Here is a 13,421-nt window from a genome sequence, read left to right as displayed (position 1 = left end):
CGGCCAGTTTGTCTATCTCATGCCTTTTGTTCATGTACAGCCAGCAATCTGACCCAGCCTCTGACCCCTCACTGACTCAGACATCCTTGAATTCCTCAACTTATTTGAGTGATATGGGCATGGTTTTGCAGATGGCAGACGGGACGATACAAGCCTGCAACGCCACCGCTGAACGGTTGTTAGGCATGACGATCGGACAGATGGAGGGCGTTACGTCGATCGATTACCCCTGGCAAACCATTCACCCAGATGGATCGCCTTTCCCCGGTGAGATGCACCCCGCTATGATTGCCCTACAAACGGGTCAGCCTTCTACGGCAACGATGGGCTTTCACCGACCAGACTGCGAAATTATGTGGCTCTCGCTCAATTCTCAGCCACTGTTTCGGGCTGGCGAAGCAACTCCCTATGCGGTAGTGACGACGTTTACCCAACTTCCGGCGATAAACATCGAACACGATCGCTACTTTCGCCAAGCGTCGCTACAAGATTTGTCAAACACGCTAGAAAGTATTACCGATGCGTTCTTTTCGCTCGATCGCGACTGGCGATTCACTTATCTCAACAGCCAAGCCGTACAGGTTTTAAACCGTGGCTTTAACGACCTCATCGGCAGAAATGTCTGGGAAGCGTTTCCTGAAGCGATCGGTAGCTTGTTTGATTATGAGTATCATCGCGCCGTTGCTCAAGAAGTTACGGTTAGCTTTGAAGCGTTTTATCCGCCGCTTGACTGTTGGTTTGCGGTGAGGGCTTACCCGATCGCCTCTGGTCTGGCCGTTTACTTTCAAAACATCACCGACCAAAAAGTTGCCGAAGCGTCCCTGCAAAGACAAAAACAAACGGCCTATCAGCGACTTGCCGAAATTGATGCCATCTATGCCACGGCTCCGATCGGGCTTTGTTTTGTCGATCCCGATTTGCGGTTTGTGCGGATCAATGATCGCCTGGCTGAAATCAATGGCACTCCAGCCGAAGCTCACATCGGTCGCACGCTGCGCGAAATTTTGCCCGAAATGGCAGACAGTCTCGAACCGCTCTATCACCAGGTAATGCAAACAGGAATTCCCTTAGAAAATTTTGAAGCTCGCGGCACCAATGCATCCCAACCGGGAGTTGAGCGTGATTGGCTGGTGAGCCTCTATCCGCTCAAAGCGATCGACGACACGGTGCTAGGGGTGAATGTCGTGGTTTATGAAATTACCGAAAGCAAACAGGCACAAGCTGCTCTATCTCAAACCAACAGCATTTTACGATCGGTCATTGAGGACAGTTCTGACATTATTTTTGTCAAAGACACTCAGGGTCGCTATGTCGTCGTCAATCCAACCGCTGCTCACTGGTTAAATACGACCGTTGATGCGATGTTAGGGCGCAGTGATTTTGAGTTGTTTCCCTCAGACGTAGCAGAACGGATTTGGCAGATCGATTGCCAAGTCATGCAGACCGGAAAATCTGTCAGCTACGAGGAAGAAGTGCCCAGGCAAAAAAAATTACGATCGCTGCTCTCTTCCAAATATCCGTGGCGCGATGTAGCAGGCAAGGTGATCGGGGTGATTGGCATTTCTCGCGACATCAGCGATCGCAAACAGTCCGAAATTCAACTCCAGCAGCAAGCCGACGAATTGAGTCGAGCTAACCGCATCAAAGACGAATTTTTAGCCGTGTTGTCTCACGAACTGCGATCGCCCCTCAATCCAATTCTCGGCTGGACGAGGCTTCTCCAGAGTCGCAAACTGAGTGACGAAAAAGTGACCGAAGCGCTGTCCGCGATCGAACGCAACGCTCGAATTCAAACTCAACTAATTGATGATCTGCTCGACATCGCTCGAATTCTGCGCGGAAAATTGACGTTAGCTCACGATCCGGTCGATCTGGGTCAGGTAATTGAGGCGGCGATCGAGACAGTGCATTTGTCAGCCGAGGCAAAGTCAATTCAAATTCAGACTACGATCGCTCCAGAGGTGGGGTTGGTGATTGGAGATGCCAGTCGCTTGCAGCAAGTCGTTTGGAATCTGCTCTCGAATGCGGTCAAGTTTACGCCCTCCGGCGGTCAGGTTCAAGTTAGGCTACAATCCTCCGCCCTCAATGCTCAAGCTGGGAATTCCGTTGCTCAAATTCACGTCACCGATACCGGAAAAGGCATTCATGCAGACTTTCTACCCTGCGTTTTTGAGGCTTTTCGTCAGGCAGACAGCACGATTACAAGACAATACGGCGGACTGGGACTGGGACTGTCGATCGTCAAGCAAATCGTCGAACTCCACGGTGGCACCGTCCGGGCAACCAGCCCTGGAGAAGGCAAAGGAGCCACATTTACAGTACAGTTGCCCATTCATCATCAGACCGTTACAGATACGGCTATGCTGACTCCTGCCGCCCAAACGCTTGACCTCAACGGGGTTCAAGTTTTGATTGTCGATGATGAGCCAGACTCGCGCGAGTTTATCCAATTTGTGTTAGAGCTTCATGGTGCAAAGGTGACGGCTGCCTCCTCTGCCTCTCAAGCGCTGCAAATCTTTTCAACGCTCAACCCCGATCTTCTGGTCAGCGATATCGGAATGCCTCACATGGACGGCTACGCGCTGATCCGCCAACTCCGACAATCCAACCTGAGAACGCCAGCGATCGCCCTCACTGCCTACGCGGGAGAAGGAAATCGCCAACAAGCGATCGCAGCCGGATTTGATACCCATCTGTCGAAACCGATCGATCCCGAAGAATTTGTCCGCTTGATCACGACGCTGCTTCAACGTAGGTTCGATTAACTGCCTCACTACGATTACAAATCCAGTGCCCCCATAAATATAGAACTTTGAATCGGCGCTCTAGCACTCACGACCAAAGCGAAACACTCGATCTCTTCGAGTTCCCCGCAAGGGGTCAAATTCATTTTGGTTTAGAAGAAAAACGATCGCACGAAAAAAGCGAGTCAAGAATCATTCTCAACCCGCCTCATTCATTCAAACGGTGATTAACGTGAATTCGATGAGAGTTTTTTCGCTTCGTTGTTCACGGCTCCTGCTCCCCAATCTGCCAATTTTGGGAGACTTTCAGAGAGAATTCTGGTTCAAAGTCCCTCACATGTGGGGGATCTAGGGGGCGTTCCTGAATCTAAAAGCGAAGCGTTCATCGAACTGACGTTAATTAGTGAGCAGTCTTGACTCGTTTGATCGGCTTCGGCTTATCAGAACCATTACCGCCACCGTTATGGTGACCGCCGCCACCATTGCGATGACTACCGCCACGAGGCGCATCATCCGCCGCATCACTTCCCGAAGTCATCCAGGAAGGACGGGTTTTGTCATAGACCATTTGTAGAGCCGCCGCCGCGATCGCATGAGGTTCATACTCTTCAGCAAGCTGGGCCACGATCGGCAAGAAGGAAGCCATCCGCTCACCCGCCAGAGCTTCTTTAACTTGCTCTTGCAGTTTTTCTAGCTGACGCGCTTCGATTTCGGCACGAGTCGGGACGTTGCGAATTTCTAAACGCTGACGAACGTGGTTTTCGATGTCACGCAGTTTGCGACGATCAAGGGCATGAACGATCGACAGAGCCGTTCCTTCTTTACCAGCGCGGCCTGTCCGACCAATCCGGTGAACGTAACTCTCAACGCTGTCCGGCAGATCGTAGTTGATCACATGGGTCAGGTCATCGACGTGAAGCCCACGCGCCGCGATATCGGTTGCCACCACCCAACGCACCTGACGCTGACGGAACCGCAACAACAGGCGTTCTCTCTGGGTCTGAGTCAAATCGCCGTGGTATTCATCTACGCTGTGTCCGGCGGCTTGCAGTTGGCTGGTCAATTCTGCCGCAGCGCGACGAGTCCGTACGAAGATGATCGCCGATTCGGGATCTTCGAGTTCGAGAATGGGTTGCAGCGATCGTGCCTTTGTCCACCCGCGAGGAATCGTGTAAGCGACTTGATTGATCCGATTGGGAGCGGCTTTGGGCTGCTCGATCGTCACGGTGATCGGCGATCTCAGAAACTTCGTCACCAGCTTGCGGATCGAAGGCTCCATCGTGGCTGAGAAGAAAGCCGTTTGCCGCTCAGGGGGTGCCTTACTCAGGATTTTTTCTACGTCTTGGATGAAGCCCATGTTGAGCATTTCATCCGCTTCGTCCAGCACCATCCAGCCGAGTTGGTCGAGCTTGAGGTCGCCTCGGCCTAGCAGGTCGATCACTCGTCCCGGTGTGCCGACGACGATTTGAGCGCCTCTTCTTAGTTGAGAAATTTGCTGGTCGATCGACTGTCCGCCGTAAATCGTGACGACCTTAACGCGGCGATCGTCTACAAAGGTTTTAATCGCTTGGCAAACCTGCATGGCCAACTCGCGAGTCGGAGTTAGGATTAACGCTTGCACTGCGGGATTTTTGGCATCAAGCCGCTCCAGAATAGGCAGTGAAAAAGCCGCCGTTTTGCCTGTCCCGGTTTGAGCTTGTCCGACGACATCGCGCCCAGACATCAGATGAGGAATTGCTTGGGCTTGAATGGCAGTTGGAGCGGTAAAGCCAAGTTCTTCTAATTGGCGAATCCGGGTTTCAGAAAGTCCAAGGCTTTGGAAAGAAAGGGTCATTGAATCTCCTAGAGGTGTCAAGGTCAAACGCCAAGACTCGACAGAGGATATCTGACTGAGCAAATGGACTCAAGGGAGTGCTGAAACCCAGTCACGGAATCTCATCAGAACTGCGGGTGCCGGGGCACAATCAATCCTGCTGCGGACAACTGTCGAAAAAGGCGCGTCGGTCGTGTGTGAAAAAGAGTGTGAGAAGCGGGGATCGGATTCTAAAAGGTCAGAATCAGTTCATCCGGCACTTTTGTGGTAGACGTCAAATCGTAGACATCAAATCGCAACTATCGTGACGTAACAAGTGAGTGCTGCATCAGGTCGGCTGCGGTCGCAACTCGCCCATACAGGTCGTACACGTCAGCATCCACGATCGCCACAGGCACGATCGACCCCAACGAGGCTTCACCCTGGACATAAACCAGTCCGTCAACCTCTGGCGAAAAGCGGGCAGAACGCCCCACTAATTCACCTGTTTGGGGATTTTCTTGCTCAATCAAGACATCGACAACCTGACCAATCTGCGATCGATTCTTTTTGAGAGAAATCGGTTGCTGAAGCTGCATCAGGGCATCGCGACGGGCATCCATCACCGACTGGTGTACTGGATGGGGCAACTCGTAGGCGGCAGTGCCTTCTTCGGGTGAGAAAGTGAACACGCCTACATGATCGAACTCGTGTCGTCGAACAAATTGCAGCAGATGCTGAAACTGTTCTTCTGTTTCACCGGGAAAACCAACGATGAAGGTTGTACGCAAGACAGCATTCGGAATCGCAGTTTTGATGCGATCGATAATGCCGTCATTGACCCGACCCTGCCAGGGACGATTCATCGCCCGTAAGATCTCAGGATCGGAGTGCTGAAGGGGCAAGTCTAAATAAGGCAAAACGTTGGGCGTTTGCTGAATTGCCTCGATCACTTTGGGAGTCAGCCCCGTGGGATAGGCATAGTGCATCCGAATCCAAGGAATATCAACCTGCCCCAAGGCTCGAATTAACTCTGTCAGTCTCGGTTCGCCGTAAATGTCTAGACCGTAGTTGGTCGTGATCTGGGAGATCAAGATGATCTCTTTGACTCCTTCAGAGGCAAGCTGTTCCGCTTCGGCAACGATCGATTCAATCGTCCGCGATCGCTGGTTGCCGCGCAAATGAGGAATGATGCAAAAGGCACAACGGTAGTCGCAGCCTTCGGCAATTCTCAGATAGGCAACGCCCTCAGTCGTGGTGCGATACCGAGGAGTCGTCTCGTCCGCGATATACGTCGGCTCTTGAGAAACTTCTTTGACTCGTTCGCCTGTCTCGGCCCGCTCGATCACGTCCACAATCTTGTGGTAATCGCCCGTCCCGACTAGCGCAACGGCTTCTGGAAGTTCTTCTAACAGTTCTTCTTGAAAATGCTGCGCCATGCAGCCTGTGATCACAATCTTTTTGTCGGATTCTGCCAACTCAACTAAAGTGCGAACAGATTCCTCACGGGCCGCTTGAATAAAGCTGCAAGTATTTACAATAACATAATCTGCCAGCGCTTCATCGGCATCAACAGAGTATCCGGCTTGCACCAGCAGACCCAGCATATGTTCGGTATCGATTCGATTTTTTTCGCACCCTAAATGCGAGATGGCAATGGTTGGCTTGTTGCCCATGAAATACCTGAATGGAGGGAGAACGAAAGGTCAGTGACAGGGATGAACTGTAGCGATCGCGGGTGCGATGGTCTGTCCCCTCGCTTCACAATCCAGGCAGTAAATGCTTGTTGGATACAGATAATGCAATCGCTTTGTTGTATTGGTCTCTATGATAACGCAGTTCTGCAAATATTACGTTCTGTTAAACAATTATTTTTCTTTCAGGAGTGTAGGGAGGGATGCAGAACTGAGAGGCTATTCTAGCGCTTTCTGGCAACAAGTTTCAAAACTTTGGGCCTTGTTTAGGCGAATTCAGCAATCCTGCTTGAATGGTTGCACCATAACGATGAGATCCCCAACGCCTGATCGAAGCCAGGGATCTCTCTAAGGTCTTTAGCCAGTGGCGTTGGTGGATGCCTATCTCACTGAGAACGCTTCGCTAAATCGTCGGGTGACAGGCTCTGTGATGAAGGTGAGAATTGATTTTTTGCGGGTGACGATCTCCGCCGAGGCCGCCATACCGGGAGTGAGTTCGACGGCTTTTCCTCTCACGTCGATCGCTCGTTTGTTGAGGCGCACTCTGGTCAAGAAGACGGGCCCCATGTCTCGTCCATTTTCATCCTTCTCAACGACCGCATCGGGACTCACCGAAATCACATCGCCTTCTACCACCCCAAATTCCTGAAAAGGAAAGGTTGCCAGTTTCACTTTTGCCTTCATACCAGGTTGAATAAAGCCAATGTCTCGGTTTAACACTTTGACTTCTAGCACGAGATCCTGATCCGTTGGAGAAATCGACAGGAGTTCTTCGCCTTGCTGAACCGGCCCTTGCGTCACCTTCAAGTTGTAAACTTTGCCATCAAACGGCGCTTTGACCGACTCGCGATCGCTCTGCTGCTGTTTGGCGACAGCGAGTTCACCCAGTTTTTTGGTCAATTCTTCTTGACGCTGATTGAGTTGGATGAGGACTTCTGCCTGACGTTGAGGACTTAGCCCCTGAGCCGCATTTTTTGCGGCCTCGTATGCCTGCTGGGTTTGCTGAACTTGCCCTTGCTGAGACTGAATCTTATTTCTCAGAGAGCCAATCCGATCTTCCGCTTCCGCAATCTGGTTGTCTGCGCTGATGACTTGCTGGGTGGACTGAGTGACTTCTTGAGCGGCTCTGATCACTTCCTGGTTAGGGATCGCCCCTGAATTTTCGAGGGGTTTGAGCATTGCTTGACGTTTTTGAGCCAGCGCCAACGAGTTTTCTGCCTGAATTTTGTTAGCGGTGGCATTGTCTAACGTGGTTTGGGCGGCGGTCAGGTTTTCCTGAAATCGGACTAGCTCAGACTGAGACTCTTGGTATGCTCCGGCTCTGCTGTTGGCATCGGCGATCGCGCCCGCTTGTTTCTTAGAAAACTCTTGTTGACGGGTTGCGATTAGCTCATCTTGTAGAGGAGTCCCAGCTTCGCCCTGACCGCTTCTCTCAACCTGGAGGCGAGCAATGTCTTCGCGAATCTTGGCGGCATCTTGCTCTAAACTGATCACACTCGTCTCAGCAGACCCAGGATCGATCGTGACTAACACGTCTCCTTTTTTGACCGTTGATCCCACGCTGACTTTTGTCTCAGTGACGCTGCCTGCGCCTAGAGAACGAACGGGACGCACCTCGGTCGAAGGAATCAACTTGCCGTTGGCGACGGCCACTTCCTCAATTTTGCTGAAATGGGCCCAGCCGATCGTGCCCAGCACAATAAAGGTAATCGTACCTGCCAGAATGCGCGTGTAGAGCGGCGGCAATTCCTGCACGGCTTTCCCCAACTCAAACGAGAGCGACTCTTCGGGCTGGGCAAGCTGTTGTTTGACTTGTTGAGATTGGGCGGGAGAGTTAGACAGAGAAACTCGCATAAGAGATGAGTGTCAGGGGGTGGACAGCGAAGCTTGAATCTAGGTACACCATAGCCGATCGTCGCAGTCGTGCAAAGAAACAGACCGTCTAAAGTAACAGAATGTGTTGGGCGCTGAATAAGCCTTAAGCTAGGGCGCAGACGGTCGGCAGATCACTAAGATTGATCTTAAATTGCCCAAGTTTCATCCCTTATTTAGCGCATCGTGTTTCAACTTTTATATCCGATCGTTCAGGCTCTCCAGCCGTTTTTGGTTCCGATCTGTTTCTTCTTTGCCTGGACATTCGTTTTGTTGACCGTCTGGAGTATTGCTTCGATGGCCATGTCTGGGTTTAGCAAAGCGCGGGAGATGCATCGAATTCCCTGTGCGGACTGTCAATATTTTACAGGGGACTACACGCTAAAGTGTACGGTTCACCCTTCTATAGCGCTGTCTGAAGATGCAATCAACTGCCCTGACTATACGCCAGCTCCTTCTCCCTATTAGGATTAAGGGAGTTTGTCGAAGGTAAGTCATGCTGGTACGAAAACTAAAGGATTGTCCTGAGATTGTGGCGGGCCATGGGACGCTGCTGAGAGAGTTGTTGCATCCTGCTAAACAGTCATTGAGTTTGCGGTACAGTCTGGCTCAGGCCATTGTGCCGATCGGACAAACGTCGATTGCCCATTCTCTCACTACCTCTGAGGTGTACTACATTCTCAGTGGTACGGGTGAAATGCACATTAACGCAGAAACCCAGACCATTGGGCCTGGGGATGCAATTTATATTCCTCCGAACGCAAAGCAGTTTTTGCAAAATACAGGGAGTGAACCGATCGTCTTTATCTGTATTGTTGACCCAGCCTGGAAGCAGAAGGATGAGACGATTTATGAGTGAGTAAAGGGGGAAGAAACGATTGTCGCCAATCCGCCCCCTAGCTGACTCTATTCTGGGTTTGCCTCTGGATAGTGACGGTTGTTAGGAATTTGTTCTGCTTCGGGGCAGTCGTCAGAAACCAGTGGCTCTACATTCCCTTTGGGAACTGATGCCAGCTTTTGAGTCACAGCACCAATGCTTTCCAGTCGCACCATCTCTTCCCAAGAGCAATTTTCGTCGTCTTCCTCGGTTTCATAGCGCAGCGTCACCAGATCACCCTCAATGTCGAGAATCTTGGCGCGCTCAATCCAGCGTTGCTGGTCCCGCAAGAAAATCCAAACTTCACGACCATCACTACAGAGTTGATAGATCTTGCGGTGTAGCATAAGTTGCTTCTCCTGAGCAAAATGACTTTTGAAATGTGTCGTAATGGGGCAACTCTAGCATTAGAGCACCCGCATTTTCTCAAATCAGCAAGGGGCAATGGCACAATTGTTTCCCTGCTGCGAATACCCTGGCTTTTAACCCATCGGGGGGAAGCGTCGTCTTTGGGGCAAGCCTTTGATGCATAAGATTAAGACTAGCGCTAGACCAGGGATTAAAAATTCTAGCTAAGGACAGGACTTGCAAAGGGCGATTGAATCGATGCATCTGTCCTGAGTGGCTAAGGATTGGGATCATTGTTTGAGGAAAATTTGAGGCAAACAGGACGCTCAACTCACTGGATGCAAGGCCGAAACGGGCCAGGAAGCAGAACGGTGTTAGCTCGGTGTCGGTTAACAAGAAGCGGCGAGGCAGTGAGGAATCTAGCCATGAATCTAGCCATTGTGCTGAGTGTTCCCATTAGGTGAATGAACCTCTAAGAAGGCTTGCAAATTGAGCCGTCTTTAAGTATCGGATTCTACCAACTATTCTATCGACTGTTAAGCGGAGTTGTTGATACAAATCGATCAATTATTAGAAAAAGGTCTATGAAGGGGTCTCTGCTGGGGATACGGGATGAAGTAAAACAGGTTTTGTCTGTCTTTTTGTCTGTTCTTTTTGAACCTTAGAGAAGCCAGCGGGGATGAAAACCAGGTAGGGGGAGCGATTCGGGTTGGGCTTTGACGGTGAGATCGCCTGTCAGAGGAAGAAGCCAGAGACGACTGTTGGCGATTTCTTTCCCGTCCGATCTTTGAGCATTTGTGTCAGTCTGGTCAAAGAGTAAGGCCAGTCCGTCGGGGGCGAGGCTGATCTGAATGTCTCGCTGTTTGGGCAGTAGGACTAGAGGATAAAGGGCTTTGAGGGGGTCAGTGTCCGCGACGGCAGCTTTGAGATCGATCGCCGCCAGGTAAGGCTGTTCTTGATAGTTGGCTCCGGGCACCAGATTGGTCAGCAGACAGTAGAGGATTTGTTTGGTGGGGTCAAACTGAGCGCTGAGAATCGAGCCAGTGGTTTTGAAGATTTCTTTTTGGGTGCCCTGGTTGCTGATCAGATAGAGCGATCGGGTGTAGTCGTTGTTAAATTTTACCATTGCGGCTGAGGAGCCATCTTTGGAGAAGTCTAAGACAGTGCCAAATTTGGGCAAAAAGTCCAGGGGGTCGGCTTGGGGCTGAAGGGGTAGGAGGGCGAGTCCCTGTCCCTGGGTGATGGCTAGCGATGCGCTGTCGGGTGTGATCAAAAATTCTCCACCGGGCTGCTTGCTGTCGAGGGGTTGAGCGGGAGCGTCCTTTCGGAGAATCCACGGGCCAAAATCGTTGGTATTTTTGCGATTGACGCGCTGCACAACAATGACATTTCCATCAGCAGACAGATCAAATTTGAGGTTTTGATACTCTGCGTTGTCGAGGACAAGATTGACCTGACCTGCGGGCTGGGGGGCGGGGGGCGATTCAGGTAAAAAGGGCAGGTTAGCGGATTGGGTACCTAGCTCGGCGGGAGATTGAATCGAGATGCCCGTCGTGACGGTGTAGAGCTTTTGTTCGACAAGGGATTGGGCTTGTTGGGCGCGATCGGTCGCCGCAAACAAAATACGATCGCTGTCTGGGTAAGGCTTAAAGTCCATGACCAATAGATTGGCGGGGGTCAGCACTTTCTTTTCTTGCTTGCTCAAGTTGAAGAGGATCAACCGGCCTGCGTCGTCTCCTTCGACCCCAATGTAGGCAAAAGCGCGATCGCGGCTCTGAAACTGTCCTCTGAAGGGTTGGATGCTGGCTCGACTAGATCCGGTGAAGCGATCTTGGGCGTTTTCGAGCTTGACTTGAAAGGTCGTGCCGTAGGGGGCGGGAGTGGTGAGCGTGTAGGCCATGCGGCGGCCTGACCAGCTAAATTTTCCGGGTAGAGGTGGGTCGATTTTTAAGTTTTGCTCGACGCTGAGATGATTCATCGGGCGGCTAAAGGTGAAGACAAAGGCGCTGTCGTCTGCTCCAATTTGTTTGCCTTGCCAGTTGAATGCTCGAACTCGTGGAGCGCTGCGATCGCCGCTTAAAATCAACGCTCCGATCAAAATAGCCAGCAACAGGATCACCGCGATCGAGACGCGATCGAGGGGCTGCGGAAATGGTTTGGCGGGTGCGGTCGGCGTTTGCATGGGAACCGATATTCAGAAAGGACTATTGCAGATCGTTGAGCGGCAGGGTTAGCCCCATTTTTTCTTGTAGGGCTGAGATCACCTCTTCGCCAGATTGGGGATCTAGAATTTTAAGATCTTCCTGGGTATAGTTCATTAGATCGGCGATCGTGTAGATTTGTGTCCGTTTGAGACAGCCGATCGCTTTTATCGAGAGTTGCAGGTCTTCGATAGGGACGCGATCAAGGGAGTCATTCATGGTCATCGGCGTAAACTGTGCCTTCTAGTGTAGGGTGCCTGCGCTCAAAAACGATTTCGATCAAAAGTTTGCCCTCAAAGGGAATTAGGGTCTGTTCTAAATTGTGCAAAAGAAAGCGGTTAAGGGCAATTTTGCTAGGGAACTCTAGGGCATCCTGTCGTAGACACCACTCAGATTGCAGTCTGTTGCAAGAATTATGAACTCAGAACCCATTCCCCCTGAAAATCAATCCGACGATCGCGACCCGATCGTATCCGTGTTTCAAGCAGTTTCTGAGGTTGAGGCTGCCGATGAAGCTTTTTGGAACGATTTGGACGAGATCTCTGAGGAAAGTGCCGCTGCCAAACAAACGCTGCTAATTGACCTCAATGAGCAATCTGACAGTGAGTTTGAAAAAACGGCGATCGACCTCAAGCCTAAATACGTACAGGGCGTTTTGCAATCGGGACAGGTCTATTTGATTACCAATTTGCTGCAAGATCAGTCTCAGACATTGATTCAATCTCAAGGAGTCTGGACGATCGGTCGCCATCGGGCAGCCGCCTTACCGCTTCAAGATCGCAAAATGTCGCGCCGTCATGCTGTGATTTTGTATGCAGACCGCCAGTTTTATCTGCTGGATCTCAATAGTATGAATGGGTCTTGTGTGAACGGCGATCGGGTCAAACAGCGTCAGGTTTTGCGGGATGGCGATCAAGTGTGTTTGGGTCATACCGAATTCTCGTTTTACGTCAGCCAAACCTCTCGCACGTTGGATCTGATTCATCCCGAAGTGTTTAGCCGCTTTAGCCATCGAGAGACGCGGAGAACTGCGTTTGGGGACTAGCGCGATCGAGGCGATGAAGGTGGATTCAGTTAGGTTTTTTGCTGCGGTGTTTACGGCTTCTGCCCCCCAACCCTCATTCTGGAAGACTTTGAGACGTTAGGTTTGTTCAATTCGTGATCTCAGCGTTGAATGAAGAATTCAAGTAAGCTGCTGCCTAGATAAACATAAGCGGCCACGACGGCGATCGCACTCACAATTAGCGCGACCAAAAATCTCCAATAGTTGACTCTGGTTAGACCCACGGCGTAGCTGACGATATCCTGTGAAAGCGGCATTAGTAAAATGATGTAGAAGATGCTTTGTTGAGCCGATAAGCGATTGATTAAGCGGTCTAACTGCTCTAGATCTGTTTTGCCGATCAAGCGTTCTGCAAGGTGACGACCAAAGGTTCTTGAAAGCCAAAAATTGATGCTACAGCCGATTAGGGAAGCAAAGAAACTCAAGAAAAAAGCAGAATCTTTGCCAAACAAAACGCCGCCTAATACAAAGATAGAACTCCCGCTCAAAGGCGCAACAATCAGCGTAGAAGCACAAACTATCACAAAAATAACAGGTGCCCAAATGCCTGAATTTCTAATAAAAAGATGAGCGTTTTCTAAACCAACTTTTTGAAGCACGATCGCCATGCCAACATACGTGAGTGTGAATAGCAGAATTGCTACCAACGCTTTCTTGAGTCTTAGTTTATTTTGCATAGTTGGACGGCAGGCTCAAAGCTAAATCGAAAGATAAGGAAGAACGGTATCTACAAGTTCTGATTTCTGCACTCCAGCATTCGTTCCAATTTTGATGGAATCTTGCTCCGTCAGGGGTGCGTCATGACTAATATAGAGAGATCTGTAGCTTCG

11 protein-coding genes are annotated in these 13,421 nt (G+C 50.7%); 4 read left to right on the top strand and 7 right to left on the bottom strand.

Annotation, left to right across the window (positions count from 1 at the left end):
* Nucleotides 1-32: 32 nt before the first annotated feature.
* A complete protein-coding gene (locus tag ACKFKF_RS10230; protein WP_446867628.1) occupies nt 33-2,765 on the top strand; it encodes a hybrid sensor histidine kinase/response regulator in 2,733 nt (910 codons plus the stop codon).
* Nucleotides 2,766-3,144: 379 nt separating this feature from the next.
* On the opposite strand, the gene ACKFKF_RS10225 is transcribed toward ACKFKF_RS10230, so the two are convergent.
* The 3 genes from ACKFKF_RS10225 to ACKFKF_RS10215 form a co-directional block, all read right to left on the bottom strand.
* Nucleotides 3,145-4,578, bottom strand: a complete 1,434-nt coding sequence (locus ACKFKF_RS10225; RefSeq protein WP_446867627.1) for a DEAD/DEAH box helicase — start codon at nt 4,576-4,578, stop codon at nt 3,145-3,147.
* A gap of 278 nt (nt 4,579-4,856) precedes the next feature.
* Nucleotides 4,857-6,212: a 30S ribosomal protein S12 methylthiotransferase RimO gene (rimO, locus tag ACKFKF_RS10220; RefSeq protein WP_446867626.1), complete on the bottom strand. Its 1,356-nt coding sequence runs from the start codon at nt 6,210-6,212 to the stop codon at nt 4,857-4,859.
* A gap of 399 nt (nt 6,213-6,611) precedes the next feature.
* Nucleotides 6,612-8,084, bottom strand: a complete 1,473-nt coding sequence (locus ACKFKF_RS10215; RefSeq protein ID WP_446867625.1) for an HlyD family efflux transporter periplasmic adaptor subunit — start codon at nt 8,082-8,084, stop codon at nt 6,612-6,614.
* Nucleotides 8,085-8,288: 204 nt separating this feature from the next.
* Here ACKFKF_RS10215 and ACKFKF_RS10210 point away from each other — a divergent pair, with 204 nt between their 5' ends.
* Both ACKFKF_RS10210 and ACKFKF_RS10205 read left to right on the top strand, forming a co-directional pair.
* A complete protein-coding gene (locus ACKFKF_RS10210; RefSeq protein WP_446857600.1) occupies nt 8,289-8,570 on the top strand; it encodes a hypothetical protein in 282 nt (93 codons plus the stop codon).
* A gap of 28 nt (nt 8,571-8,598) precedes the next feature.
* On the top strand, nt 8,599-8,961 hold the full coding sequence (locus tag ACKFKF_RS10205) for a cupin domain-containing protein (protein ID WP_446857599.1): 363 nt from the start codon (nt 8,599-8,601) through the stop codon (nt 8,959-8,961).
* 47 nt (nt 8,962-9,008) lie between these two features.
* Here the strand turns inward: ACKFKF_RS10205 and ACKFKF_RS10200 are convergent, their stop codons facing one another.
* The 3 genes from ACKFKF_RS10200 to ACKFKF_RS10190 form a co-directional block, all read right to left on the bottom strand.
* The gene (locus ACKFKF_RS10200) at nt 9,009-9,326 is read right to left on the bottom strand and encodes a DUF6679 family protein (RefSeq protein WP_446857598.1); all 318 of its coding nucleotides are present in this window, start codon (nt 9,324-9,326) and stop codon (nt 9,009-9,011) included.
* A gap of 662 nt (nt 9,327-9,988) precedes the next feature.
* On the bottom strand, nt 9,989-11,509 hold the full coding sequence (locus ACKFKF_RS10195) for a hypothetical protein (RefSeq protein WP_446867624.1): 1,521 nt from the start codon (nt 11,507-11,509) through the stop codon (nt 9,989-9,991).
* A 22-nt stretch (nt 11,510-11,531) separates the two neighbouring features.
* Nucleotides 11,532-11,747 (bottom strand): DNA-directed RNA polymerase subunit alpha C-terminal domain-containing protein, encoded by a 216-nt coding sequence (locus tag ACKFKF_RS10190; protein ID WP_446857596.1) that lies wholly within the window; start codon nt 11,745-11,747, stop codon nt 11,532-11,534.
* Nucleotides 11,748-11,943: 196 nt separating this feature from the next.
* Here ACKFKF_RS10190 and ACKFKF_RS10185 point away from each other — a divergent pair, with 196 nt between their 5' ends.
* Nucleotides 11,944-12,573, top strand: a complete 630-nt coding sequence (locus ACKFKF_RS10185) for an FHA domain-containing protein (protein WP_446867623.1) — start codon at nt 11,944-11,946, stop codon at nt 12,571-12,573.
* A gap of 119 nt (nt 12,574-12,692) precedes the next feature.
* Here ACKFKF_RS10185 and ACKFKF_RS10180 read toward each other — a convergent pair whose 3' ends face one another.
* A complete protein-coding gene (locus ACKFKF_RS10180; RefSeq protein WP_446857594.1) occupies nt 12,693-13,268 on the bottom strand; it encodes a TVP38/TMEM64 family protein in 576 nt (191 codons plus the stop codon).
* Between the last annotated feature and the right edge of the window lie 153 nt (nt 13,269-13,421).

The organism is Phormidesmis sp. 146-12 (assembly GCF_052939495.1).
Note: the sequence above shows the minus strand (reverse complement) of the source record. Positions and strands in the feature narration are given on the sequence as shown.

Bases quoted from the DNA above. Each gene is read 5' to 3' on its own strand.
- rimO (WP_446867626.1), bottom strand. From the start codon at position 6,212: ATGGGCAACAAGCCAACCATTGCCATCTCGCATTTAGGGTGCGAAAAA.
- ACKFKF_RS10205 (WP_446857599.1), top strand. From the start codon at position 8,599: ATGCTGGTACGAAAACTAAAGGATTGTCCTGAGATTGTGGCGGGCCAT.
- ACKFKF_RS10195 (WP_446867624.1), bottom strand. From the start codon at position 11,509: ATGCAAACGCCGACCGCACCCGCCAAACCATTTCCGCAGCCCCTCGAT.
- ACKFKF_RS10180 (WP_446857594.1), bottom strand. From the start codon at position 13,268: ATGCAAAATAAACTAAGACTCAAGAAAGCGTTGGTAGCAATTCTGCTA.
- ACKFKF_RS10215 (WP_446867625.1), bottom strand. From the start codon at position 8,084: ATGCGAGTTTCTCTGTCTAACTCTCCCGCCCAATCTCAACAAGTCAAA.
- ACKFKF_RS10230 (WP_446867628.1), top strand. From the start codon at position 33: ATGTACAGCCAGCAATCTGACCCAGCCTCTGACCCCTCACTGACTCAG.
- ACKFKF_RS10200 (WP_446857598.1), bottom strand. From the start codon at position 9,326: ATGCTACACCGCAAGATCTATCAACTCTGTAGTGATGGTCGTGAAGTT.
- ACKFKF_RS10185 (WP_446867623.1), top strand. From the start codon at position 11,944: ATGAACTCAGAACCCATTCCCCCTGAAAATCAATCCGACGATCGCGAC.
- ACKFKF_RS10190 (WP_446857596.1), bottom strand. From the start codon at position 11,747: ATGAATGACTCCCTTGATCGCGTCCCTATCGAAGACCTGCAACTCTCG.
- ACKFKF_RS10225 (WP_446867627.1), bottom strand. From the start codon at position 4,578: ATGACCCTTTCTTTCCAAAGCCTTGGACTTTCTGAAACCCGGATTCGC.